Origin of the sequence: Allocatelliglobosispora scoriae (assembly GCF_014204945.1) — a bacterium.
Lineage (GTDB): Bacteria > Actinomycetota > Actinomycetes > Mycobacteriales > Micromonosporaceae > Allocatelliglobosispora > Allocatelliglobosispora scoriae.
Genome location: NZ_JACHMN010000002.1, coordinates 1,132,906 through 1,158,432 on the forward strand (window position 1 = coordinate 1,132,906; position 25,527 = coordinate 1,158,432).

General features: G+C 70.1%; 20 protein-coding genes. 11 read left to right on the forward strand and 9 right to left on the reverse strand.

The window, feature by feature from the left end; translation table 11 throughout:
* Positions 1–456: 456 nt before the first annotated feature.
* From F4553_RS10805 to F4553_RS10840, 8 genes are all read left to right on the forward strand, one after another.
* The gene (locus tag F4553_RS10805; RefSeq protein ID WP_184835036.1) at positions 457–1,485 is read left to right on the forward strand and encodes a sulfate ABC transporter substrate-binding protein; all 1,029 of its coding nucleotides are present in this window, start codon (positions 457–459) and stop codon (positions 1,483–1,485) included.
* Positions 1,482–2,333, forward strand: a complete 852-nt coding sequence (gene cysT / locus F4553_RS10810; protein ID WP_184835038.1) for a sulfate ABC transporter permease subunit CysT — start codon at positions 1,482–1,484, stop codon at positions 2,331–2,333. Before F4553_RS10805 ends, cysT begins: the two co-directional genes overlap by 4 nt.
* Positions 2,326–3,153 carry a sulfate ABC transporter permease gene (locus tag F4553_RS10815; protein ID WP_184835040.1) on the forward strand — a complete coding sequence of 276 codons (828 nt, stop codon included), beginning with the start codon at positions 2,326–2,328 and terminating at the stop codon, positions 3,151–3,153. The genes cysT and F4553_RS10815 overlap by 8 nt, the downstream gene beginning before the upstream one ends.
* On the forward strand, positions 3,150–4,118 hold the full coding sequence (locus F4553_RS10820) for a sulfate/molybdate ABC transporter ATP-binding protein (protein ID WP_184835042.1): 969 nt from the start codon (positions 3,150–3,152) through the stop codon (positions 4,116–4,118). The genes F4553_RS10815 and F4553_RS10820 overlap by 4 nt, the downstream gene beginning before the upstream one ends.
* A gap of 266 nt (positions 4,119–4,384) precedes the next feature.
* On the forward strand, positions 4,385–5,758 hold the full coding sequence (locus F4553_RS10825) for a hypothetical protein (protein ID WP_184835044.1): 1,374 nt from the start codon (positions 4,385–4,387) through the stop codon (positions 5,756–5,758).
* Positions 5,759–5,805: 47 nt separating this feature from the next.
* On the forward strand, positions 5,806–6,144 hold the full coding sequence (locus F4553_RS10830; RefSeq protein WP_184835046.1) for a PadR family transcriptional regulator: 339 nt from the start codon (positions 5,806–5,808) through the stop codon (positions 6,142–6,144).
* Between the two features lie 83 nt (positions 6,145–6,227).
* On the forward strand, positions 6,228–6,800 hold the full coding sequence (locus F4553_RS10835) for a hypothetical protein (protein ID WP_184835048.1): 573 nt from the start codon (positions 6,228–6,230) through the stop codon (positions 6,798–6,800).
* Positions 6,801–6,844: 44 nt separating this feature from the next.
* Complete coding sequence (locus tag F4553_RS10840; protein ID WP_312875155.1) at positions 6,845–7,639, forward strand: class I SAM-dependent methyltransferase; 795 nt, start codon at positions 6,845–6,847, stop codon at positions 7,637–7,639.
* Between the two features lie 77 nt (positions 7,640–7,716).
* Here F4553_RS10840 and F4553_RS10845 read toward each other — a convergent pair whose 3' ends face one another.
* Positions 7,717–8,730, reverse strand: a complete 1,014-nt coding sequence (locus F4553_RS10845; protein WP_184835050.1) for an LLM class flavin-dependent oxidoreductase — start codon at positions 8,728–8,730, stop codon at positions 7,717–7,719.
* Between the two features lie 51 nt (positions 8,731–8,781).
* Positions 8,782–9,705, reverse strand: coding sequence for a CE1 family esterase (locus F4553_RS10850; RefSeq protein ID WP_184835051.1), 924 nt, complete (start codon positions 9,703–9,705; stop codon positions 8,782–8,784).
* Positions 9,706–9,809: 104 nt separating this feature from the next.
* Here F4553_RS10850 and F4553_RS10855 point away from each other — a divergent pair, with 104 nt between their 5' ends.
* Positions 9,810–10,760, forward strand: a complete 951-nt coding sequence (locus F4553_RS10855; RefSeq protein WP_184835053.1) for a DNA polymerase domain-containing protein — start codon at positions 9,810–9,812, stop codon at positions 10,758–10,760.
* Positions 10,761–10,767: 7 nt separating this feature from the next.
* Here the strand turns inward: F4553_RS10855 and F4553_RS10860 are convergent, their stop codons facing one another.
* Together F4553_RS10860 and F4553_RS10865 are read right to left on the reverse strand one after the other, a co-directional pair.
* Positions 10,768–12,006: a DUF1501 domain-containing protein gene (locus F4553_RS10860; protein WP_184835055.1), complete on the reverse strand. Its 1,239-nt coding sequence runs from the start codon at positions 12,004–12,006 to the stop codon at positions 10,768–10,770.
* A gap of 22 nt (positions 12,007–12,028) precedes the next feature.
* Positions 12,029–13,345 (reverse strand): DUF1800 domain-containing protein, encoded by a 1,317-nt coding sequence (locus F4553_RS10865; RefSeq protein WP_184835057.1) that lies wholly within the window; start codon positions 13,343–13,345, stop codon positions 12,029–12,031.
* Positions 13,346–13,489: 144 nt separating this feature from the next.
* On the opposite strand from F4553_RS10865, the gene F4553_RS10870 reads away from it, so the two are divergent.
* A complete protein-coding gene (locus tag F4553_RS10870; RefSeq protein ID WP_221469851.1) occupies positions 13,490–14,530 on the forward strand; it encodes an ion channel in 1,041 nt (346 codons plus the stop codon).
* On the opposite strand, the gene F4553_RS10875 is transcribed toward F4553_RS10870, so the two are convergent.
* The 3 genes from F4553_RS10875 to F4553_RS10885 all read right to left on the reverse strand — a co-directional run bounded on the left by F4553_RS10875 (position 14,527) and on the right by F4553_RS10885 (position 20,276).
* Positions 14,527–16,863, reverse strand: coding sequence for a helix-turn-helix domain-containing protein (locus F4553_RS10875; protein ID WP_184835061.1), 2,337 nt, complete (start codon positions 16,861–16,863; stop codon positions 14,527–14,529). The two genes, F4553_RS10870 and F4553_RS10875, sit on opposite strands and share 4 nt — an antisense overlap.
* 104 nt (positions 16,864–16,967) lie before the next feature.
* Positions 16,968–19,637 (reverse strand): AfsR/SARP family transcriptional regulator, encoded by a 2,670-nt coding sequence (locus tag F4553_RS10880; protein WP_184835063.1) that lies wholly within the window; start codon positions 19,635–19,637, stop codon positions 16,968–16,970.
* Positions 19,638–19,712: 75 nt separating this feature from the next.
* Positions 19,713–20,276: a PASTA domain-containing protein gene (locus tag F4553_RS10885; protein ID WP_184835065.1), complete on the reverse strand. Its 564-nt coding sequence runs from the start codon at positions 20,274–20,276 to the stop codon at positions 19,713–19,715.
* Positions 20,277–20,514: 238 nt separating this feature from the next.
* On the opposite strand from F4553_RS10885, the gene F4553_RS10890 reads away from it, so the two are divergent.
* On the forward strand, positions 20,515–22,635 hold the full coding sequence (locus tag F4553_RS10890; RefSeq protein ID WP_184835067.1) for a discoidin domain-containing protein: 2,121 nt from the start codon (positions 20,515–20,517) through the stop codon (positions 22,633–22,635).
* 60 nt (positions 22,636–22,695) lie between these two features.
* Here the strand turns inward: F4553_RS10890 and F4553_RS42355 are convergent, their stop codons facing one another.
* Entirely contained in the window at positions 22,696–24,279 is a 1,584-nt protein-coding gene (locus tag F4553_RS42355; RefSeq protein WP_184835069.1) for a PP2C family protein-serine/threonine phosphatase, read from the reverse strand.
* Between the two features lie 40 nt (positions 24,280–24,319).
* Positions 24,320–25,399 carry an LLM class flavin-dependent oxidoreductase gene (locus F4553_RS10900; protein WP_312875156.1) on the reverse strand — a complete coding sequence of 360 codons (1,080 nt, stop codon included), beginning with the start codon at positions 25,397–25,399 and terminating at the stop codon, positions 24,320–24,322.
* Positions 25,400–25,527: the final 128 nt, after the last annotated feature.

The following is a 25,527-nucleotide window of genomic DNA, read 5'->3' on the forward strand; positions in this document are numbered from 1 at the left end:
TTGCCTACTGACTTAATAGGTTTTGATTTTGCACGGGACTGTCGTCGGCGCAAACCAGCCGAACGGCTGAGCCCCGACGCACTTCTGTCGCCGAGATCGAGACATCCATAGCTGACCATGTAGCACGCGCGCCCATGCACCGAGGCCGAGGGGCATCCCCGTCGCGACTTACATCGCCCACTGTCGATGCATCCTTGGTGGACAAAACGGTCAAATGATATGTGTCCCGCGTCACCGTCCCAGAAACCCTTGAAAGTCTAGTGGTTTAGTGGGATATTCATCGCCGACCGGTTGCGCATACCCGGCCAGCAGGCATCGAAGCCCTGTGCCCCATGCGGAACAGCGTCGGCTCGGCTCCACAGTTCAACCGCATAGATTCATAAATATCAATATCATCGGGTGTTTCCCGGGGAGATTGGCGCGCACCAGGCGCGCATGAGGAGGACACGGTCCCGCATGAAGATCCGGATCAGAGCAGCAGTTGCGCTACTCGCCGCAGCCGGCCTCGCGCTGTCGGCTTGCAGCTCAGGCGATGACACCACGGCACCGGAGAGCACGACGACCCTTTCCATCGTCGGTTTCGCGGTCCCCGAGGCGGCCAACAAGGCGATCGCCGCCGCGTGGAACAAGACGCCCGAGGGCAAGGGCGTGAAGTTCCAGACCTCCTACGGAGCGTCCGGTGACCAGAGCCGCGCCGTGGTCAACGGGTTGAAGGCGGACTACGTCCACTTCTCGGTCTCCAGCGATGTCACCCGCCTCGTCGACGCCAAGCTGGTCGACCCGTCGTGGAACACCGGCCCCACCAAGGGCATCGTGTCGTCGTCGGTCGTCGTCCTCGCCGTCCGCAAGGGCAACCCGAAGGGCATCAAGGGCTGGGACGACCTCATCAAGCCCGGCATCGGCATCGTGACCCCCAACCCGGCCTCCTCGGGCGCCGCCCGCTGGAACGCGCTGGCGGCCTGGGGCCACATCACCGCCAACGGCGGCACCGACGCCCAGGCGACCGACTTCGTCACCAAGCTCTTCGCGAACGTCGTCTCGCTGCCGGGCAGCGGCCGTGACGCCACCACCAGCTTCCTCGGCGGCACCGGCGATGTCCTGCTCGCCTACGAGAACGAGGCGATCCTGGCGACCCAGGCCGGCGAGAAGTTCGACTGGATCCTGCCGGACACCACGATCCTCATCGAGAACCCGGGCGCGATCCTGACCAAGGCCGACCCCAAGGCCAAGGACTGGCTGAACTTCGTCCTCTCCAAGGACGGCCAGCGCCAGTTCGCCCTCAAGGGCTTCCGCCCGATCATCGAGGGTGTCGACACCACCGGCATCGAGGGTGTCCCGGACGCCGCGAACCCCTTCCCCGCCCCGAAGAAGCTGCTGACCGTCTCGAAGGACTTCGAGAGCTGGTCGGCGCTGTCGAAGAAGTTCTTCGCGGAGAAGGACGGCATCATAGTCAAGATCATCGCCGCATCGGGCAAGGCGAAGTGACCTCGACAATCATCACCCCGGACCGCCCGGCGGCTTCACGCCGCCGGGCGGTCCGGCCCGGTCGTCCGCTCACCAAGGTCTCCGGGCTGGGCCTGGGAATAGCCATGATGTGGTTCAGCCTGCTGGTGCTGATCCCGCTCACGGCGGTCGTCGTCACCGCGGGCAGCGGCGGGTGGACGAACTTCCGGGATGCGATCACCAGCCCGCAGACCGCTGCCGCGATCATCCTCACCGTCGTCGCCGCCGCCCTGGTGACACTGGTCAACATCGTGATGGGCACGCTGATCGCCTGGGTGCTGGTCCGGGACAGGTTCTTCGGCAAGCGCGTGCTCGAGGTCCTCATCGACATCCCCTTCGCGCTGCCGACGATCGTGGCCGGCCTCGTGCTGCTGTCGCTCTACGGGCACACCAGCCCGCTGGGGGTCGACGTCGCCAACACCCGGATCGCGGTCGTCGTCGCGTTCCTCTTCGTCACCCTGCCCTTCGTCGTCCGCACGGTGCAGCCGGTCCTCGCCGAGCTCGACCGCGACGCCGAGGAGGCCGCGATGTCGCTGGGGGCGAGCCGCTTCACCGTCTTCCGCCGGATCATCCTGCCGAGCCTGACGCCCGCCATCGCCGCCGGTGCCGCGCTCTCCTTCGCCCGCGGCATGAGCGAGTACGGCGCGCTGGTGCTCTTCTCCGGCAACCTGCCCAATTACACGGAGGTCGCCTCCGTTCGCATCCTCAGCAGCATCGAGAACGACAACCCCGAGGGCGCCGCAGCGGTGGCGGCGGTGCTGCTGCTGGTCTCGTTCGCGGTGATCGTGCTGCTCGACGTCACGCAGCGAAGGATGGTCCGCCGTGGCTGAGCGCGCCCGAAGCCGTACCCGTCGGGGGCCTGTCGCTCTTGCCCTTCGGCTGATCGTCACGATCTATCTGTTCTTCCTGGTGGCGTGGCCGGTCTACCTCGTCGGCAAGAATGCCCTCGCCAACGGCTGGGACAACATCGCCGGCATCCTGGAGGACCCGGACATCGTCCACGCGCTGGAGCTCACCGTCCAGGTGGCGATCATCGCGGTCATCATCAACACGGTCTTCGGCGTCGGCATCTCGCTGCTGCTGGTCCGCTACCGGTTCTGGGGCAAGCGGCTGCTCAGCGCCATGCTCGACGTGCCGCTGTCGGTCTCGCCGATCGTGGTCGGCCTGGCCCTGGTGCTCGTCTACGGCGGGCGCATCGGCTGGTTCGGCCCGACGCTGGAGAAGGCCGGCTTCCAGGTCATCTTCGCCACCCCCGGCATCGTGCTCGCCACCGTCTTCGTGGCGCTGCCACTGGTGATCCGCGAGGTCGTGCCGGTGCTGGAGGAGGTCGGCGACGAGCAGGAACAGGCGGCTCGCAGCCTCGGGGCGAACGCCGCACAGACGTTCCTGCGCATCACGCTGCCCTCGATCAAGTGGGGCGTCATCTACGGTGTCGTGCTCAGCCTGGCCCGGTCGCTGGGCGAGTTCGGCGCGGTCAAGATTGTCTCGGGCAACGTGCTCGGGCAGACCCGCACGGCCACGCTGGTGGTGGAGGAGAAGTACCTCAACTTCGACAAGGGCGGCGCTTACGCCACCGCCTTCCTCCTGGCCCTCGTCGCCGTCGCCTGCATCATCATCGTCTCCATCCTCCGGCCGAAGGAAGACCGTTGAGCATCGAAGTCGTGAACGTGAACAAGCGCTTCGGGGATTTCGTCGCGCTCGACAACGTCTCCGTGAGCATCCCAGCGGGCCGGCTCACCGCGCTGCTGGGCCCCTCGGGCGGCGGCAAATCCACGCTGCTGCGCATCATCGCCGGGCTGGAGAGCGCCGACAGCGGAAAGGTGGAGATCGAGGGCGTCGACGCCACGAACCTGCCGCCGCAGAAGCGCAACGTCGGCTTCGTCTTCCAGCACTACGCCGCCTTCAAGCACCTCTCGGTGCACCGCAACGTGGCGTTCGGCCTGGAGATCCGCAAGCGGCCCAAGGACGAGATCCGCGAGCGGGTCAAGGAGCTGCTCGACCTGGTGCACCTGAGCCAGTTCGCCGACCGGCTGCCCTCGCAGCTCTCCGGCGGGCAGCGCCAGCGCATGGCCCTGGCCCGGGCGCTGGCGGTCCAGCCGACCGTGCTGCTGCTCGACGAGCCCTTCGGCGCACTCGACGCGAAGGTACGCAAGGAGCTGCGCGACTGGCTGCGCCGCCTGCACGACGAGGTCAGCGTCACGACGGTCTTCGTGACCCACGACCAGGAGGAGGCCCTGGAAGTCGCCGACGAGATCGTGGTCATCAACGAGGGCCGGGTGGAGCAGATCGGCTCGCCGGACGACCTCTACGACCGGCCCGCCAACGACTTCGTCATGCGCTTCCTCGGCCCGACGACGCAGCTCGGCGACCGCCTCGTCCGGCCGCACGACCTGCACATCCACACCGGCGCGGCGACCGCGGACGACGTGACCGGGCGGGTCACCCGCATCACCCGGATCGGCTTCGAGATCCGGGTCGAGGTCGCCGCAGCGGACCAGATCGTGACCGTGACCCTGACCCGCAACGAGTTCCTGTCGCTCGGCATCACCACCGGCGCGACGGTCCAGGTGCGCGTCGCGCCCGAGGTCCACTCGGTGGTCGGACAGCCCGCCTAGCGGACGGCGGAGGCGTCGCCCGGCGGTCGTTCACGTCGCGGGGGCGCCCTGATCAGCGCAGCTCCCCCGTGTAGCCGCGCCGATCAGGGTGCCTCGGCCGCCGGTCGGTGTGACCGACGAACAGGACAACAATCGCGAAAACCTGTATATACCGCAAGCCATTTCGCCTCAGGCTAAAGGCGCAGGTAGCGCGTCGACACCCGGAAACCGTTGGGGCACTTTGCCTCCGTAGCGTAGAGTCACTGCTATCGATACGGGGAGTGAGTGTGGAATCTGCGTACCGGATCAGGCTCTGCGATGTCACCAGCGCGCGTTGGCGCAGCTCCGAGAGCACCGAACAGGCCCGGCCGTCGACCGAGTTCGACCTGACCAGCCAGTTCCAGAGCTTCTACGACTCCTTCGAGGGCCAACTGCCGAAACTGCTCGCGCAGCGGCTCTTCGACGCGGGCGACGTGGCGATGCTGCTCGAGTCCGGCACGGTCGAGCAGGCCGGGGAGTTCAGCCGGGTCGAGGTCGTGCTCTTCGGGCTGCCCTTCCCCGCCAACCAGATCGTGGCGACCGTCGTGCTCGACTTCCCGCTGCACGAGCTCACCGACGGCGAGGAGTCCTACCTCCGCAAGCTGCTCCAGGCGTGCACCGGATCGCGGCTGCTGATCACCGGCCGTCCCGTCACCGCGATCGTCGACGAGCTCGCCGCCGAGATCGGCGCGGTGCCCGAGGAGGGCGCCGACCCGGCCGAGGACGAGAGCAAGGGCGCCCGCGAGCACCACGCGCTCGTCTTCGTCAACGGCAACGGCTCCCCCGCACCGGAGTACCCGGTGATCGCCGGCATCCTCTACGGCATCCAGCCGCCCTATCAGCCGGAGTTCATCCAGCTCAGCCGACCCAAGTCGCTCAACCGCACCGGCGGGACCTATGCGGCCGTCTCGCCGCTGTCGAGCTTCCTCTACGGCCAGCAGAGCGAGGCCGAGAACAGCGTGCTGCTCACCACGGTCCAGGCGGTCGGCACGGCGGCCCGGTTCCAGCGGATCTGGCACGACGCCTACTACCACGTGCAGCAGTTCCAGGCGCACCGGCAGTCGGGGCGCACGGGCGAGCAGACCCGGGAGGACCTGGAGACGCTCGCCGACGAGGTCGGCAACCTCGAGCTCGACCTCGCCTTCAGCGTGGAGACGACGGCCAACCTCGGACTCGGCAGCACCACCGCGCGGATCGACGACTTCCACCACACCCTCTACGAGGTGATGCAGATCCGGTCGCGGGCGCGGACCGTCGGGCAGATGTTCGTGCGCCTGGGCAGCAGCCTGAAGTCCGAGCTCACCGCGATCGAGAGCCGGGAGAAGAAGATCGAGGACGCCCGCAAGAAGGTGGAGGACGCCCGGCAGTTCCGGTTCGCGCTCACCCTCGGCCTGCTGAGCTTCTTCTTCGCGCCGCTCGGGCTGCTGTTCGCCTTCTTCGGCGTCAACGCCACGCAGGTCGGGTCGGACTACTCCATGTTCGACCTGCACCACTACTGGTTGGTCTACACCTTCGTACTCGTGATCATGCTCGCACCGACGCCGGTGGTCCTCCACATCGGCGTTCGGCGCTGGCGTTCCCGCAGGCAGCCCACTCAACCGGAACCGAGCACCCGTACCTAGCGGATATCGAGTTGGACCGTCGGCGACCCTATGTAAGAATTATACCTATGAGTGGACCGAAGCTCAGGGTGACGCCTGACGTCGCCCGCCTCCTTCAGGAGTTCCTGCAGGAGCCCACGCAACCTCGGTACGGCTACGACCTGATGGCCTCGACGGGCTTCCCCAGCGGGAAGATCTATCCGATGTTCGCGAAGCTCGTCGCGGCCGAATGGCTCGTGAAGGAGCGCGAAAACATCGACCCGGCGGCGGAGGGTCGTCCGGTGCGACACTTCTACCGCATCAACCCCGACATGATCGCTGTCGTTCGTCAGGAGTTGGCAGCCCTGTCCCAGTACATCGCACCGCGCCCCGCAACAGCCCTGCGACCAGGATTCGGTCACGCGTGAAATACATCTTGATAGCGCTCTCGGTTGTGGTCGGTTCGGTGATCGCGGGAGTGGTCCGAGTGTTCGTCAAGGCGTTCGAGGACATGGCGAGCGAGGAGATCCGGACCCGGGCGAAAGCCCTACCCCGCTTCCTGCTGCATCTGGCAGCCCAGCGGATCCCGGCACACCTGCGGGCCGAGACGCTGGAGGAGTGGCACGGGGAGCTCCACCAGTTCGCGGTCGCGGCGGAAGGGCTGCCGCTCAAGAGCCTCTGCCAGAGCCTTCGCTTCGCCGTGGGCATTCTGAGCTCCGCCCGGAAGATCGGGCGAGACCTCTCCGGATATCGCTCGATCTGGATGCGATTCGGTGAAAGGATCCGGCGCGTCGCCACTCGATCGGCATTCCGGCCTAAGGAGAGGATCGAGAGCGGTCGCAAGGCGGACATCAGGCGATTCCAATCGGCGCTCGCCATCGGCGTGTTGAGTTTCATCGTCGCGCCGGTGGGCCTGCTCGTCGCCTACTTCGGCATGAATGCCTCGCAGGTCGATCCGGACTACTCGATATTCGACCTGCACCGCCACTGGCCGGTCTACGTCGTCGCACTCGCACTCATGCTCGCTCCGTCATTGATGATCGCCGGCGACAGCGTTCGACGCTGGCGCGCCCGCCCCAAGTAGCCTTCCGACATCCGGTCGCATACAGCAGCCGTATCCTCATTCGGGTGACGCAGGATGTATGGGTGCTCGGCGATGCCTACGAGGCCTATGTGGGCAGGTGGAGCCGCCGGGTAGCGGTCGCGTTCCTGGAGTGGCTGGACGTGCCCGCCGATCGGCACTGGCTCGACGTCGGCTGCGGCACCGGCGCGCTGACGGCGACGATCCTCGCCCGGGCCGACCCGGCCGGTGTCGTCGGGCTCGACCCGGCCGACGGCTTCCTGGAGACCGCGCGCGGCCAGGTCACCGACCCCCGCGCCAGCTTCATGTGGGGTGACGCGCAGTGCCTGCCGATGCCCGACCACCTCTTCGACGCCGTCGTCAGCGGGCTCGCGATCAACTTCGTGCCGGAGCCCGGGCTCGCCGCCGCCGAGATGGCCCGGGTCACCGCACCCGGCGGCGCCGTCGCAGCCTATGTCTGGGACTACGGCGAGGGCATGCTGATGATGCGGCACTTCTGGGATGCGGCGGTGGAGCTCGATCCGGCCGCCGCCGCGGTGGTGGAGGGCAGCCGCTTCCCGCTCTGCCACCCCGACCCCCTGCGCGAACTGTGGCTGGGCGCCGGGCTCGCGGAGGTCACGGTCGAGGCGATCGTGGTGGAGACCCGGTTCGCCGACTTTGACGACTACTGGGGGCCGTTCCTCGGTGGACAGGGGCCTGCCCCGGCGTACGCGATGGCGTTGCCGGAAGAGCGCCGCACGGCGCTGCGCGAGCGCATCCGCGCCGGCCTGCCGATCGCCGAGGACGGAGGCATCCCCCTCACCGCCCGCGCCTGGGCCGTCCGCGGGACCACACCCGACTAATTCGCGTTGATCAAGGGAAGACTCGCCATCCGGGGTGTCCGATTCGCGGCGAGTCTTCCCTTGATCAACGCGAAATTTCAGTGGGGGCGGGTGAGGGTGGGGGCGACCTGGTCGGCGATTAGCTCGTAGGAGCGGATTCTCGCGTTGATGTCGTAGACGAGGGTGGTGAGCATCAGCTCGTCTGCGGCGGTGCGCTTGAGGAGGTCGTTGAGCTGGCGGGTCACCGTCTCGGGGCTGCCCAGCGCCTGGCCCTCACGTCGCTGCAGTGCGAACTCGCGCTCCATCGGGGTGTACGGGTACGCGGCCGCCTCCTCCGGCGTCGGCATCTGCCCCGGACGGCCCTGGCGCAGCCGCAGGAACGCCAGCACCGCCGGACCCGACAGCCACTCGGCCTCGGCATCCGTCTCGGCGCAGACGGCGCTCACGGCGACCATCGCGTAAGGCTCGGCGAGCCACTGCGACGGCTGGAACGAACTCCGGTAGACCGCCAGCGCCGCGTCGGTGCCGCCGGAACTGAAATGGTGGGCGTAGGAGAAGGGCAGTCCGAGCTGCCCGGCGAGCCGGGCGCTGAAGTCGCTCGATCCCAGCAGCCAGATCCCCGGTGTGTCGCCGCGCCCCGGAACGGCGACGACCCGGGCATGCTCCGAGGTCGACGTGAAGTAGTCGACGAGGCGGGCCAGCTCCTGCGGGAAGTCCTGCGCCGAGAGCGCGTCCACGCTGCGCCGCAGTGCCAGCGCCGTGACCTGGTCGGTGCCGGGTGCACGGCCGATGCCGAGGTCGATGCGGTCCGGGTGCAGCGCGACGAGGGTGCCGAACTGCTCCGCGACGACGAGCGGCGCGTGGTTGGGCAGCATCACCCCGCCCGACCCGAGCCGGATCGTCGAGGTCGAGGCGGCGAGGTGGGCGAGCAGCACCGCGGGCGCGGAGCTGGCGATGCCCGGCATGTTGTGGTGCTCGGCGACCCAGAACCGTCGATATCCCAGCTGCTCGACGCGCTGCGCGAGCGCGGTGGTGTGCCGCAGGGCGGCGCCGTTGGCGGTGCCGGTGGCGACGGGAGCGAGGTCGAGGACGGAGAGAGGGAAGGCTGTCACGCCTGACAGCAACCGCCGAGCACCCGCAATGCTTCCATCAGGCGGGGAAGATCACACCGCCGGGCGGGGATGGGCGGCGAAGAACCGCCAGATCACCGCGGTGGCGTCCAGCGCGTCCGACGGCGGATCGAGGCCGAGCAGCTTCTCCACCGCGGTCTTCGGTCTCGACCCCGGCCACTGGTGACCCGCACCCGCGACCAGCACCAGCTCGACCTCCCGGCCGTTCGCGCACTGCGACGACGAGGTGGTGACCTCGCCGTCGACGGTCACCACGGGCTCGCCGCACTCGCCGATCGCCCGCCACCCGGCGAGCACCTCCGGCACGGGCGGGCCGTCGATCTTGGCGACACCCGCGCCGGGGCTGCCGTCGAAGGCGACGTTGGCGTCGGCGCCACCGTGGACGTGGAGGACCGACACGGGTGCCGGCGGTGCGCAGTCGCCCAGTTGCGTACCCGCCACGGGTGCGATCGCGGCGAAGAGCCGCGAGTCGCACGCGAGCCGGTAGGAGAGCAGAGCTCCGTTGGACATGCCGGTGGCGTAGACCCGGGCCGGGTCGATCGGGGTGAGCCGGCCCACGGCCGCGACCACCGCCTCGACGAAGGCCACGTCGTCGACCGCCTGGCGGCCGGGTTGGCCGCAGCAGCCCGCGCCGACGGCCCAGGCCCGATTCAATCCATCCGGGTACGCCACCACGAACCCGCCCCGGTCCGCCTCCTCGTCCCAGCCGTATGCCTCCTGCGCCTGCGCACCGGTGCCGAAGCCGCCGTGCAGCATCACGACGAGCGGGACTGCGCTGCCGGACGGCAGGGATCGCGGTGCGTAGAGGCCGAAGGTGCGCTCGCGATCGTCGACGGTGATGCTGTGGCTGGAGGAGCCCCTGGCGAGCCGGTCGGCCGGGGCGGCATCGTGGCGCGGCTGGCAGGCGGTCAGCGACACGGCGACCGCCAGCACGGCGACACCGGCGAGGGCTCTCATGGGGGTCAGTGTGACCCGCGATTGTTCGGATCCGGTAAGGGCGGCGTCGCGGTCGCGTACGGAGGAGCCCGGCGGATGTCGGACCGTGCCCATAAGGTGGTCGTATGGGCACTGGTGAGACTCGTGACGGCGTGGAGCTGACCAACCTGGATCAGCCGCTCTTCGACGGGGCCGAGGCGACCAAGCGCGACCTCGTGGACTATCTCGACGCCGTGCACGACCGGATCATCCCGGCGCTGGCGGACCGGCCGCTCTCGGTGATGCGGGTGCGCCCCGGCCAGGACGCGTTCATGCAGAAGAACGTGCCGAAATACACCCCGGACTTCGTCAGGACGGTGCAGGTGTGGGCCGAGACCTCCAAGCGGCAGGTCTCCTACGCCCTCTGCGACGACCGCCGCACCCTGCTGTGGTTCGCCAACCAGCGGGCGGTCGAATACCACCCGACGCTGACGACGGCCTCGGACCGCGAGCACCAGACCCACATGATCCTCGATCTCGACCCGCCCGAGGACGGCGAGGCCTTCCACCTGGCGGTGGCGGCTGCCCACCTCATCCGGCAGGCTCTCACCGACGCCGGGCTGAGCGGGGCGGTCAAGACCAGCGGCGCCAAGGGCGTCCACATCTTCGTGCCGGTCGCCAAGATCTCCATCGAGGACCTGGCGGCGGCGACGCGGGCTCTCGCCGCGCGCGCCGAGCGGATCGATCCGGTCCTCGCGACCACCGCCTTCATCCGCGAGGACCGGCACGGGAAGGTCTTCCTCGACTCGACCCGGGCGGGCGGTGCGACGATCGTGGCCGCCTACAGCCCGCGGCTGCGGCCGGGCGCGACCGTCTCGTTCCCGGTCTCCTGGGACGACCTCGACAGCGTCTCGCCGCGAGACTTCACCCTGCACACGGCACCGGGGCTGCTCGCCGGGGCCGACCCGTGGCTCGCGGCGATGCCCGAGCCGCAGGAGGTGCCGGCCGACCTGATCGCGGAGGGCCACACGATCCCGGTCGCCCGGGTGCAGGCGATGCACGAGGGCAAACGCCGCGCCCGGGCCAAGCAGGCCTGAAGCGCGCTCAAACCCACCAGGGCAGGGTGCCCTTCCATCCGCCGAGGCTCTGTCCGGGATCCGCGCCGAGGACCCTGGCCAGGGCACTGGCGTAGACATCGCGGAAGTCGGTGCTGAACTTCAGGTCGCCGTCGTCGAGGTCGGTGAGGCTCGGCTGCTCGCCGTAGATCCCGCCCTTGATCGAGTCACCGAGGATCAGCACGTTGGAGGCGGTGCCGTGGTCGGTGCCGTCGGAGGCGTTCGCCTTCACCCGCCGGCCGAACTCGGAGTAGATCAGCACCACCACGTCCTTGCCCGCGGGCGTGGACGAGATTCGCTGCAGGAACGCCGTGACACCCCGGTCGAGGTAACCGAGCAGCGTCTGCTGGAGCTGCCGCTCGTCGGCGTGGGTGTCGAAGCCGCCGAGCGAGACGGAGAAGGCCCTGGTCGCGACGTTGGCTTCGAGGCACTGGGCGACGAGGTCGAGCTGTGCCTGGAGCCCGGCGAGCCCGCCGGTGCCGGTCGCCTTGGGCGCATCGGCCTCGCCGGTGTCGTCCTCGTCGGCGGCGGCCTCCTTCACCTCGGCGACGAGCTCCTGGACGCGGACCAGGTCGGCGAAGCACTCGGCGGCGCGGGCCTGCAGCGGCTTCTCGCCCGCGACCGGCGTGCCGAAGTCGCCGAGAAGCTTCGCGTTCATCCCCTTGGGCAGCTTCGCGTCGGCGACCCCGACGACGGCACCGGCCGACTTCTCCCCGGCGAGCAGGGGCGGCAGCACCTTCTCGAAGGAGACGGCGAGGCGCGGGTCGCCCCCGGCCGTGTCGAGCCAGCGGCCCAGCCAGCCGGTCGTGGTGGGACGGTCCGGGTTGGCGGTCTGCCAGATGTCCATCGACCGGAAGTGGCTGCGGTTGGGCTTGGGGTAGCCGACGCCGCGCACGATGGCGAGCTTCTGCCGGCCGAAGAGGTCGCGCAGCCCCTTCATCCCCGGGTTGAGGCCGGTGGTGTCGTCGAGTTTCAGCACGTCCGCGGCGTCGTAGGCGAGTTCGGCGCGGGCGGAGCCGTAAGCGGGATCGGCGTACGGGATGACGGTGTTGAGGCCGTCGTTGCCGCCGTAGAGGGTGATGACGACGAGGGTCTTCGCCCCGGTCGGGCGGTCACCGGAGGTCGCCAGGATCTCGTTCAGGGTCAGCGCCGTGGCACCGGCGGCGAGTGCCGCGCCGCCGACGACACCGCTGGCGATCAGGAACCTACGCCGTGTCAACTGGTCCATCTGCAACCACTCCTCGTCGTCTTCACTGGACCGCGTACTCGGGGCTGACCAGTCCGAGCATGATCAATTTGCGGACGTCCTTGGCGTTGTCGGCGAGGATCGCCCTGGTCCGATCGGTCCACGCGTCCACCACCAGCAGCCGGGCCAGCGCGTCCGGCCGCCCCGACGCGGGTGCGGCCTGAAGCCGGTCGACGGCCGCCGCGCTCGCGCCGGCCGCGAGGGCCTGGCTGAGCTGCAGGCGGGTCTGGGTGGAGAAGGTCGTGAGCCACGCCGTCCCCGACGGCCACCCGCCGACGCTCGGCGGCCGGAAGGGCACCTGATCCAGGCGATTGAGGCCCTGGTAGAGCTGCTTGCGCTTCTCCCCCGCCGACCGCGCGTCGATGCCGAGCTGCCGCGCCGCGCCGACGAGCCACTCCACCGGCTGCTTGACGAGCTGACCGCCGGTCGCGGCGAACTCCTCGTCGAGCAGCAGGGCCCGGACCAGCGCGGTCACGTCACGCTCCGCGAAGGCCCTCCCGAGCCGCTCGGCCGCGCCGGCCGGCATCGGCTCGCCGGAGGCGAACCGAAACCACAACCTGGCGGGTACGAAGTGGGCCGCCGCCGGCTGCGCCAGGATGATCCCGGCGAGCTCGTCGGCGCCGAAGTGCCCGGTCTGCCCGAGAACCGTCTTCTCGCCGTCGTCGAAGCGCCCCGGCACGAAGGCGGCCCTGCCGGTGGTCCGGTCGATCGTCCACCCCGTCAGCGCCCGGGCGGCACCCTTCACGTCGGCCTCCGTGTAGGCGCCGATGCCCAGGGTGAACAGCTCCATCAGCTCGCGGGCGAGGTTCTCGTTGGGAGCCTTACGGGTGTTGCGCTGCCCGTCGAGCCAGTGGATGAGGGCCGCGTCGCGCAGCATCGCCTTCACCATGACGCCGAAGTCGCCGCGCCCGTCCCGGCGGAAGACCTCCTGCTGGGCCGCCATGAGCTGGGCGACGTCTACCTTCTGCACGCTGGTGGCCCAGTGCCCGTGCCAGAAGAAGACGAGCTTCTCGGTGAGCTGGTGCTCGGCCGCGATCATGCGGTCGACCCACCACTGGGTGAGCTGCTGCACCTGCGCCCGGCGGGCCTGCTTCGCCTTCTGCTTCTCCTCGCGGGAGGCGCCCTTGCCGAGCCCCTGGTAGGGGTCGGTGGCGAAGGTCGGCATCGGAGTCGCGGCAGCGCCCCGGTCCGCGGTCGGCGGGCGCAGCAGGGTTTCGACCGTCGCGGCGTACCCGGCCCGCTCGGCCTGGTCCACCTGCTCGGCGGTCGGCCCCAGCGTGGCCCGGCGCAGTAGATGGGCAACCTTCTCGCGTTCGGCCATGCGGCGAGCCTAGGTACGCATTGTTCGCGTCGCCCGACGAGCGTGTACGAGGAATGTAAGACCTGTCGCGAACCTGATTCGCCTTCCCCGTCCCGGCATGTCATGATCGCGCGTCGGGTGATTCCCTGGGGAGGGGGCGGACACGTGTTCTCGCTGCTGTACCGGCTCGTGCGCGGCGTACGCCGAAAGTCCACGTGGGCGCTGCCCGCGACCGTGATCGTCTTCGTCTTCGCGACGAGCTGGCCGCTGATGGCGCTCGCCGAGCCCGTCGGCTCGAAGATCCTCGAACCCGCCAACTACTGGTGGTGGTTCGTGATCACCGCGACCACCGTCGGCTACGGCGACTTCTTCCCCGTCTCCCCCGGTGGGCATGTGGTCGGCGCCTACGTGATCGTCGGCGGCATCGCCACCTTCGCCACCCTCTTCACCCGGATATCCATCGCCCTCGAGAACGTGAAGGGACGACGCATGCACGGCACCGTCGAGCTCACCACCGCCGACCACGTCGTCGTGCTCGGCTACACCCCCGGCCGGACCGAGCGGATCGTCGACGAGCTGCTCGCCGACGGCTCCCGCCCCATCGCCCTCGGCGCGTGGAGCACCGTCGAGTCGCACCCGATGGCCGAGCGCGACATCGACTTCGTCCGCGGCGACCTCACCGACGAGGGCGTGCTGCGCCGTGCCTCGGTGCACCGCGCCCACAGCGTCCTCATCGACGCCCGCGACGACAACGAGGCTCTCGCCGTGCTCGTCACCGTCGACCACCTCACCACGGGCGCGCACATCGTGGTCGCCCTGCGCGACATGGACCGCGCGGCACACCTGAGCTATGTCAACGCGGGCGTGCGGTGCGTGCAGTGGCACCAGCCGCACCTGCTCACCGAGGAGCTGCAGGATCCGGGCATCGCGCAGGTCTACACCGACCTGATGACGCACGGCGGCGGCAACACCTACTCGATGAAGCTGCCCGCGTCGCTGGACGGGATCAGCTTCGGCGAGTGCCAGGCCCACCTGGGGCAGCACCACGACACCACGGTGCTCGCGGTCAACACCGGCGAGAGCCTGCTGATCAGCCCGTCCTGGCAGGAGCAGCTGCGGACCGACATGGTGATCTACTACGTCGGGCAGGCGCGGCTCGACCCCGCCGCGGTCGCCCGTGGCCTGCGCCCGGCCAAGTCCGGCTAGCCCAGCTTGCGGCGGAGATCTTCCGCAGCCGGGTGGTTCAGCGCCGTGAAGATCTCCAACGCCTGCCGCCAGGAGAGCTGGGCCAGGTCGGCAGCCCCGGACTGCTGGTAGTTGTCGCCGAGGTGCACCAGGGTGTCGCCCTCGTGGAAGCGGTCGCCGACCTCGCGGTAGAGCTCGATCGATGACTGATAGCAGGCGATCGCCTCCTGGTGGTGGCCGAGGTGCTGGTGGGCGTACCCGAGACTGTCCCAGGCCGGCGCCTGACCGAGCCTGCTGCCCATCGCACGGTGCAGCGCGAGGGCCTGCTCGCAGCAGTCGACGGCTGCCTCATACTCCGCGAGCAGCGCGTGGTACCACCCGACGGCGTTGAGGGACCGCGCCTGGCCGGCCTGGTGCCCCGCGGCCCGGAACAGGCCGAGGGCCTGCTGCGACTGCTCCAGCGCGCTGCGGTGGTCGCCGTGCTCCTCATGCACCCGCGACAGCGCGATGTGGCTGTTGGCCTGGCCGACCGGGTCGCCCACCCGGTCGAAGAGCAGGACCGCCTCCGCGAGCAGCGTCGCCGCGTCGCCCCAGCGGCCGAGCCGGATATAGGCGCGGGCCAGGATCCGGTGCGCCTGCGCCGCACCGGCGATGTCACCGGCCTGCTGCGCGGCCCGCAGCGCGGTCGCCTGCACCGCCGCGAGGTCGATCCACTGGCCCCGCCAGTCGAGGACGTCGCCGATCGCCCAGGCGAGCTGCCAGGTATGGGCGGCGAAGCCCTGATCGGCCGCCTGGTCGATGACGGCGAGCATCGTGGCGTGCTCGGCGGCGAACCAGGCCCGGGCGTTCTCCTGCCCGCTCACCAGCTCCGCGGTGACACCGTCGGCGGGCGGCACGAGCATGATCGGGTCGCGCTGCGCGTAGATCATCAGGGCTGCGGCGTTGGCGGTCTGGAGGTAGTGGTCGAGCAGGCGCCGGGTCGCGGCACGCCGGTCGGCCTCGGTGTCGGCGGCCCGGGACTGCTCCCCGGCATAGGCGCGCAGCAGGTCGTGGCAGGTGTAGCGGCCGGGCACGTGCTCGTGCAGCAGGTTGGCGCTGACGAGTTCGGCGAGCATCGCCCTGGCCGCGGGGAGCGGGACCGCTGCGAGGCTCGCCGCGGCGGGCGCCGCGATGTCGGGCCCGGGGTAGCCGCCGAGCAGCCGGAACATCGTCGCAGCGGCCGCACTGAGGTCCTGATAGGAGTGGGAGAAGACGGCCCGGACGTCGACGACGGCGTCGTCACCGGCGAAGGGGTCGAGCCGCCCCTGGGTGTCGAGCAGCTCCTGGGCGAGCACGGCGAGCGAGAGCGACGGCCGGGTGCTGGCCCGGGCCGCGATGATCGCCAGGGCCAGCGGCAGGCAGGCGCAGCGCTCGATGAGCTGGTCGACGGCCTCCGGCTCGGCGAGCACGCGCGGACCGCCGAGCCGGTTCGCGAGGAGCTGCCGGGCCTCCCGCTGCGACAGCAGGTCCAGGATGATCGGGCGGGCACCCTCGGTCACGACGAGGCTGGCGAGCTGGTTGCGGCTCGTCACCAGGGTCAGGCAGCCCGGTGAGCCGGGCAGCAGCGGGCGGACCTGGTCGGCGTCGCGGGCGTTGTCGAGCAGCACCAGCACGCGGCGATCGGCGATCAGGCTGCGATAGAGCCCCACCTGCGCCTCGACGCTGAGCGGGATGCGCTGCGCGTCCACGCCGAACGCGTCGAGGAAGCCCCGGACCGCCTCGGTGACGCTCATCGGCGGGCCGCTGGGGTCGAAGCCGCGCAGGTTGACGTAGAGCTGGCCGTCCGGGAAGCGGGCCGAGACCCGCTGCGCCCAGTGCACCGCGAGCGCGGTCTTGCCCACCCCGGCGGTGCCGGAGAGGGCGGAGACGACGACGGTCGGCGACGGGCCCGGCGAGTGGAGCAGCGCGTCGAGCTCGGCGAGGTGTGCCGCCCGGCCGGTGAAGCGGAAGACATCCGCCGGGAGCTGGCGCGGGATCGGCCAGCCCGGTCCGGCCGAGGACTGCGGCGGGCGGCGGCGCTCGGCCACGTTGTCGCGCAGTGTCGCCAGGATGCCCTGCTCGACCGGGCTCGCGTCGAGCACCCTGATCAGCACGTCGAAGCGGTCGACCGGCGGCAGCGTACGCCCGCTGAGGTAGCCCGCGATGGTGCCGATCGACCACCCGGTGAGCGCGGTCAGCTCGCGATAGGTCAGCTCAGAACCGCGCCGCAGGTGGGCCTGCCTGCGCCGGAGCTGGCGCAGGAGCCTGGCCAGGTCCAGGACCGTCTCCACGCCGCGCACATCGAGAATGAGCGCGCTGGACCGCTCGTCGATCATCCGGGCTGCCCCATCCGACCACTATCCACCCCCAGAGCAGTGATGTTCAACAATGTTCAGCTTCCCATTCCTCGCCCCGGATGCCTGGTACGAACCACCTACGGCTATGTCCGCAGGCCTTCCAGGAGCAATGCCGCCGAGCGTCGGGCTTCGGCTGCGGCATCGGGATCGCCGGCTGCGATCAGGGCCTCGCCCAGCTCGGACAGCGCTGAGGCTTCGCTGAACAGGTCACCCAGGGCGTTGAAGAGCTCCCGAGCGCGCCGATAGGACCGCACGGCCTCGCGGTACTCGCCGAGACAGTGATGGGCGTGACCGATGCTGTGCCATGAGCTTGCCACACCTTCCCGGTTTCCGGCTCGCTGGTAGAGGCCGATCGCACGGCGGGAGGAGGTGATGGCGTTGGTGTGGTCGCCCTGAAGGGTCTGGATCCAGCCGGTGTTGCCCCAGGCGAAGGCCTGCCCCGCGGTGTGACCGCACATCTCGTAGAGACGCAGGGCCTGGCTGACGTAGTCGGCGGCGGCAGGCAGGTCGTGTGCGTCGGTGAACAGCCGACCCAGATCGATGACGGTGTCCGCCTCGCCGATCGAGTCGGCTCGGTGGTGGAAGAGCTCCCGGGCCCGGCGGAGGTGCGTCTCGGCGTCGGTCAAGCGACCGAGCCGCATGAAGCACCATGCGATGCCGCGGTTGCAGATGGCCTCGGCGCGGGAGTCGCCGAGACGCAGGGCGGACGCGAGGGCGGTACGCCAGACGCGTGTCCGGTCCGTCCAATGGCCACGCCAGTTGAGGAACGTGCTCGTCGCCCAGCCGAGCTGCCAGGCATGGGTATCGAAGCCTTCGGTGTGGGCGAGCGTCTGGACCGCCAGCAGGACATGGCGTTCGGCGGTGAACCAGGCCAGCGCCGAGTCGTGGTCGGCGATGGGTTCGGGACGGACGGCGGGCGCAGGCGGAGGGAGGCCACCCGGGTCGCGGTGCGTGATGAGGGCCTGGGCGGCTGCAGCGGCGGTTCGCAGATAGTGGTCGAGCAGGCGGTGCACGGCAGCGGGCTCGGGTGCGGCTGCAGCCAGCTCCGCCGCGTGGGCTCTCATGAGGTCATGCTGCGCGTAACGGCCGGAGGGTTCTTCGCGGAGCAGATAGGCGTCGCACAGCTCGGTGAGCGATGCCCCGGTGGATTCGGCGGGCAGGCCGGCGAGGCTGGCCGCCGCCATCCGGGTGATGTCGGGACCGGGATGGCAGCCGAGCAGCCGGTAGAGCCGAGCAGCCGGATCCGACAACGCCCGGTAGGACCAGGAGAACACGGCGCGCACGTCGGTCGTCGGATCACCGGCGTGGAGCACGTCCAGCATCCGGGTGTCGTCGCCCAGTTCCGCGGCGAGACCGGACAGCGGCCGGGCGGGGCGTGTCACCGCGCGAGCGGCGACCACGGCGAGAGCGAGCGGCAGGCGAGCACAGCGGTCGATGATCGCGTCCACGGCGGCCGGTTCGGCGGCAACCCGATCGGCGCCGAGACGGGCGATCAGAAGCTGCCGGGCTTCGTCGGGCGGGAGCAACTCCACCGGGACCGATCGGGCGTTGTGGGTGGCGACCAGGGCGGTGAGGCTCAGCCGGCCGGTGACCAGCACCGCGCAGCCGGGCGTACCGGGCAGGAGCGGCCTCACCTGAGCGGCGTCATGCGCGTTGTCGAGCACCAGCAGGACCCGGCGGCCGGCGAGCAGGCTCCGCCAGCGAGACTCCCGCATCGCGGGGTCGGCCGGTACCTGGGCGCCGAAGGACTCCAACAGGCCGTGCAGGACCTCCGTCGAGTCCGCCGGCGGGCTGCTCGGATCGAAGCCCCGCAGGTCGGCGTAGACCTGCCCGTCAGGGAACCGGTCGGCTGCGCGATGTGCCCAGTGCACCGCGAGGGCGGTCTTCCCGACACCGGGTGTGCCGGAGAGGATCACGACCGCCTGCTCGCCGAGGAGCAGATGATCGAGCCGATCAAGTGTCGACGCCCGGCCGACGAAACCGGGTACGGCGGGCGGGAGTTGGGCCGGGACGATGCGCTGAGAGGGGGAATCGGACCAGTTCAGTGCCCTGTCCTGGCGCAGGATCTGCGACTCCAGCTCTCGCAGCGGCTGCCCCGGGTCGATGCCGAGCTGATCGGTCAAGTTCGCTCGAACCTGCCGGTAGGCCGCGAGCGCCTCGCTCTGCCGTCCGGACCGGTAGAGCGCCAGCATCAGCTGATGCTGCAACACCTCGTCGAACGGCCGCTCGACCGCCAGCGCCTGCAGGTCCGGCAGGACCTCGGCATGTTCGCCCAGATCGATCCGGGCCTGAAGCAGGGCGCGTGAGGCGGTGCCGCGCAGCTCTTCCAGCCGGTCCGATTCGGCCTCCAACCAGGTTGATCCGTCGACATCGACCAGCGCCCGGTCCCGCCACAGCTGCAGAGCCGCTCGCAGCATCGCGGCGGTGGCGAACGGGTCGCCGGTCCGGTTCGCCTGCTCGATCAGTCGCTCCGCCTCGGCCGCGTCGGTGTCTGCGGTCAGCACATAGCCGGGAGGGTGCGCGACGACGGCGGATGGATCGGGCAGCACACCGCGCAGGTGGGAGATGTGCCGCTGCAACGTGTTCGCGGTGACGGCACCGCCCCACACGATCTCGGCCAGGCGTTCGACACTGACCACGTGCCCCGCGCGCAATGCCAGCACCGCGAGCAACGCCCGCCGCCGAGCCCCCGTTACCGGCCGCGACACGCCTTCGGCGAAGACGTCCAGCGGGCCGAGCAGCCTCACCAGCATTTGTCGGAGTCTATCTCGTAAAGCGCAGCTGCGAGTCCGGCGCCATCGGCGCCGGACTCGCATCCCTCTCGACGGTTACGGAACCTGGCAGTTGCCGACCCGCACACCGGTCGAGTAGCCCACGGGGCTGCCCGGGATGGCAGGAGCGCCTGGTCCGGGGTTCTGGCGTCCCACCACCCTCAGGAACTGGCAGCTCGGGTCGGGGAACGTACCGATCAGACCGATGGTGAAGCCGGCCGCGTTGATGGCCGTGTTGGCCTGACCGGGGCTCATGCCGATCAGATTCGGGACCGGTTTGGTCTTGGTCCAGACCGAGCCGTTGGACCACCGGATGGTCCCGGGTGCCTGCAGGATCGCGGTGTAGGTCGTGTCGTCCGGAAAGGACACGATGATCCGGTCGGTCGCCAGTACGACGCCGGTCGCGGTCGGTCGGTGCTGCGAGGACATGTTGACGGTCAGGATGTCGTTGACGTTCGTGATCGCAGGTCGGGCCGATCCGCCGTCGGAGAAGATCCCGTTGAGATCGAAGACCGTCGGTGTGGCCGCGTTTGCCGGGGCCGCCGCGGTCAGGACTGCGCCGGTCAGCAGAGCCGCCCCGACGATCATCGTGCTGATGGCTTTGCGCCAGTTTCTCTTCATGCCGCCATGGTGGTGGCGGCCGCGGCAAGGGCGCTGAACTCACGCAGAAACCCGCTGGGTGCCGTGAGGGAGATCGGAATGGCGGCCGAGCAGCCCCCGGCGCAGTGATGTTCAACAATGTTCAGCCCCGTTCAGGATTCGATGTTCGACGTCGCCGCATGCGTCAGGATCCATCCACTGCGGTAACTGCGAAGCCCGCCCGCAGAAGTAGTTCTCGCGAAGCATAGGGAGAAGTGCAATGAGATCTTCGCTGTGGAGACCCGCAGTGGCGCTGGCCGCGATCCTCGCGCTGGCCGCACCCACCATCCCCGCCCAGGCACACTCCGCGCAGTCCGCGCGGCCGGCCGTGGCGGGGCTGCGCAAGCAGATGACCTGGACCGCGAGCGAGCGGCAGGGTGGCTACGTCCACGTCGGATCGGACGGCACGACCAACGCCTACACCGGCGACACCGCCGTCGACCAGTACCAGCCCGCGCTGTGCCTGCGCGTGGACTACCAGTCGCCGCCCGGCGGCATCACCTTCGACTCCTACATCGGCTGGTCGCGGGGCCAGGTCAAGGCGACCGGTCCGGTACGCGGGGACGCCCTCGCCTCACCGCAGGCCGCTGACGAGCTGTGCTCGCGTACCTTCGGCGCGGGTTGGGAACTCGCCGAGTTCCACGACGGCCGCTACGGCCCGTCCTTCGAGTACCAGGGCGGCTGGTCGTTCTGGGCCGCCGGCGACCTGATCCCGGGCAGCCGGTTCTGGGTGACGATCAGCGACCAGCCCGCGAACGCCTGGAACTCGGCCGGCACCCTGCCCCCGGCGCTGCCGGCCGGCGACCAGAACGACCTGATCCTCAAGTCCCGCCTCGGTGAGCTGGTCAGCCCGCTGCTGCAGGTGGCGGACGGCAACTTCCAGTACCTCGTCCGCAACGCCGTCGGCCGCCTCTTCGACGGCGACGACAACGTGCTCCTGACCGACCTGATCTGGGAGGCGGAGGCGTCCTACATCGTCGATCCCTACGACCCGACGTGGGTGGCGTTCAAGGACGGCGTCGCGGCGCTCGGCAACGTCAACGGCGAGACCTACGTACCGCAGCTGTTCATCCCGAACTACGAGGACGGGGTCATCACCTCCGGCGAGATCACGCTGACGGTCTTCGAGTCCGACCTCGGGCACACGTCGCTACCCGCCTATGTCCTCAGCAACGGGCAGGTCGTGCAGCGTCCCACCCCGGTCGACGAGGTCTACGCCGAGACCAACGAGGTCTGGGTGCTCTCCCTCAACGAGCAGATCGCCGCGGGCTCGTCCACGCTGACGGCGAACACGCCGGCCGGCCGCGCCGAGCGGATGAAGAAGAAGTCGATCACCCCGGCTCCGGTCGTCACGGGACCGAAGGCGACCGGCACGGAGGCGACGATCGCGGGCCGCTCGGGCACCAACGTCACCTGCAACCCGACCGGCCTGCGCAACAACCGGGGCCTGGAGTACCTCCAGCGCTTCACGATCCCCAACCCCAGCTCGGTGGAGCACTGGACCGCGGGCAAGCTGGAGCCGCGCATGATCATTGTCGCCAAGGACGGCTACGAGCTGAAGAACGCCTACTTCGGCAAGATCAAGCGGAAGAACGTGAAGAACTGGGTCTGGCAGGACCTCTTCATCACCACCTGGGACCGCGCGGTCTGGGGCGACTACTTCGCGGTGAAGTGGCTGGAGATCGACAACGGACCCACGATCGACCTCTCGCTCGGCCTCGGCGCGCTCATCACCCAGCTCCTCGGGCTGCCGATCACCTTCGACATCAAGGCGCACTTCGAGAAGAAGAACGACGACATGGGCTCCGGCGTCGTCATGTTCTCCGAGTCCACCAACATCGAGTACGGCACCGGCACCGTCTACTGGTACCACTGCAGCTCCGGCGGTGACGGCGGCACGGGCAACGACAACTTCGCCCGCAGCGCCATCACCTCAGCCTCGTCGACCTTCCCCGGCTACTCCCCGGCCAGGGTCAACGACGGCGACCGCAGCACGGCCCTCGGCGGAGGTTCGAGCTGGGCCAACAACGCCGGCGGCGTCAACTACCCGCCGCAGTGGGTGCAGCTCGACTTCGGGGTCAACAAGACCTTCCGCCGGATCGTCGTCTTCACCACCGCCGGATATGAGATCCAGAACTTCGACATCCAGATCTGGAACGGCATCACCTGGGTGACCCCGCCCGGCAACGTCAACCCCGTCACCGGCAACACCGCGACGAGCCGGACCATCGTCCTCAACACCTCGCAGACCTCACGCCTGGTGCGGATCCTCGGCCGCCTCGGCCCCAACATCCAGCAGGGCTTCGTGCGGGTCAACGAATTCGAGGTCTACGCCCAGTAGGCCCGCTTGACTCGGCGGTGCGGCGCTCCCTCCACGGGTGCCGCACCGCCGATCGCCGTCTCAGCGGCCGGCTGTCCGCACGACGGTGAGCACGATGTCGTCGTCGCTCTCGACGTCGGTGCCGGTCTCGCGGAGAAGCTCGTCGCAGAGCCGCTCGGGTGAGAGCCCCTGCCGACCCGCGAGGGAGCCGGCGAGCTTGCGTACGCTGGCGGTGAGCAGGTCACCGCGCCGCTCGACCAGCCCGTCGGTGTAGAGGACGACGGTGCTGCCCGGCTCGATCCGCACGCTGTGGTCGGAGCGCACGGTGTCGGCGGCGAGACCCAGCAGCGCCTCCGGCACGGTGTCGAGCACGGTGCAGGTGCCGTCGGGGGCGAGCAGGATCGGCGGCAGGTGCCCCGCGTTCGACCAGCGCATGGTGTGGCCGCCGGTCGGCGTACCCGGGACGAACTCGGCGAGCACCGCGGTGGCGAGCGCGCCGATCTCCAGCCCGTTCATCGCGGCGTCCACCGCACCGAGCACCAGCGCGGGCGATTCCCGGCTGGTGAAGGCGATTCCGCGCAGCAGGTTGCGCAGCTGGGCCATCTCGGCGGCGGCACGCTGATCGTGGCCGGTCACGTCGCCGATGACGACCACGACGCGGTCGTCGGCGAGGGCGAAGGAGTCGTACCAGTCGCCGCCGACGAAGACCTGCTCGGCTGCGGGCTGGTAGCGCACCGCGATCTCCAGGTGCTCGGCGCGTACCGGCAGGGTGAGCAGGCTGCGCTGCAGCGCCTCGGACATCTGCCGCTGCATCGCCGCCACGCGCCGCTCGGACTGGCGGGCATGGACGCGGTCGAGAGCCTGGGCCAGGACCGCGGCGGTCAGCCGCAGGAAGCGCAGGTACTCCTCGTCGTGGGGCAGGTGCGGGCTGAGCCCGGTCACCAGCACCGCGTGCTGCGGCGCGGAGGGCACCGCGGTCAGCCTCAGATGGGCGACCGTGGTGCCGCCGGTGTCGTCGAGGAAGAGGTCGGTGTCGGCGAGCCGCGGCGGCAGCTGTTCCGGCAGCTCGATGGCGACCCCGGGCAGGTCGGCCTCGTCGGCGCGCAGCAGTGGCAGCGCCCGGTCGAGCAGCTCGGAGACGTCGTCGAGGTCGGCGAGCAGGTAGGTGAGCCGGCTGAGCAGCTCCAGGCGCCGCCGGGCCTGCAGCTGCGCCGTCGTCTCGGCGGCGATGTCGATGACGCCCTCGATGCGGCCGTCCGCGCCGGTCACCGCGGAGTAGGAGAAGGTGAAGTAGCACTCCTCCAGGAATCCGCGCCGGTCGAGGTCGAGCCGCAGGTCCTGCACCCAGGTCGCGCCCTCGCCCGCGCGGACCGACCGCAGCATCGGGTCGATCGTGGCCCAGATCTCGGGGAAGACCAACTCGGCCGGGGCGCCGAGGGCGGCCGGGTGCTTGCCCGCGATCAACGGCACGTAGGCCTCGTTGTAGACGAGGATGAACTCCGGCCCCCACAGCAGCGTGGCCGCGAAGCGGGTGTTCAGCGTGAGGCCGACCGCCGAGAGCAGCGCGGGGCTCCACGACTCCACCGGACCCAGCGGGGTGGCGGCCCAGTCGACAGCCTCGTACGCCTCCCGCAAGCTCCCGGCGTCGTCGAACGGACTGGCCACCGAACGAATGTAGCCCGGCGGCAGGTCCCGCGCCCGGCAATCAGCCGCGAGAGCGCACCAGCGGCAGGACGTGCTCGCCGACCCGGCGGGCCTCCTCCAGGTGCGGCCAGGCCGAGAGGATGAACTCGTCCATGCCGAGGTCGGCATATTCGCTGAGGCGTTCGGCGACCTCGGCGTAGCTGCCGACCAAGGCCGTCCCGGCGCCCTCCCGGACCAGGCCGACGCCCGCCCACAGGTTGGGCGCGATCTCCAGCCCGTCGGCGGAGCCGCCGTGCAGGGCGGCCATCCGGGCCTGCCCGACCGACTCCATCCGGGCGAACCGCTGCTGCGCCGCGCGGATGCGCTCGGGGTCCATCCCGGCGAGCAGCCGGTCGGCCTCCGCCCAGGCCTCGGCGGCGGTCTCGCGGGCGATCACGTGCAGCCGCAGTCCGTAGCGCAGGATCCGGCCGTGCCCGGCGGCGAGCGCCCGCATCCGGGTGATCCGCTCACCGATCGCGGCGGGCGGCTCGCCCCACATCAGGTAGGTGTCGGACAGACGTGCCGCGACCTGCTCGGCGGCGGGTGACGCGCCGCCGAAGTAGACCGGCGGCGCCGGGTCCAGCGGCTGGGCCAGCCCGCCGCCCTCGACCGCGTAGTGCTCGCCCCGGTAGTCGAAGGGTCCGCCCGCCCAGGAGCGCCGCAGCACCTCCAGGCACTCGGCGGTGCGGGCGTAGCGCTCGCCGTGGCTGAGGAAGTCGCCGTAGGCGCGCTGCTCGGCGGCATCGCCGCCGGTGACGGCGTTGAGGGCGAGCCGCCCGCCGGAGATCTCCTGGAACGCCTCGGCCTGCTGCGCGAGGAGCGTCGGGAGGGCGAACCCGGTCCGGAACGCCACGAGCAGCTTCAGCCGCTCGGTGTGCTGCGCGACGGCGGCGCATACGATCCACGGGTCCGGGCAGGCCGATCCCACCGGCGTCAGCGCGGCGGTGAAGCCGGACTGCTCGGCGGCCCGGCCCACCTGCGTGAGGTAGTCGATGGAGGCGGTGCGGCTGTGCCGGGCGGCACCGGCGGCGACCGTGGCCGAGCCGACCTGATCGCCGTCGCCGGAGGTGGGCAGGAACCAGTGGAACTGCGGCTGCGGCACGATCTTCTCCAGGTGGGACCGCTCGGGGTGGCGGAAGTCCTGTACCGACCTTATCGCATATCAAGATGGTAGGAAATACCGGTTGCGAGCACGAATACGGGTGGTGAGTCCATGGACGTCCCGGCATT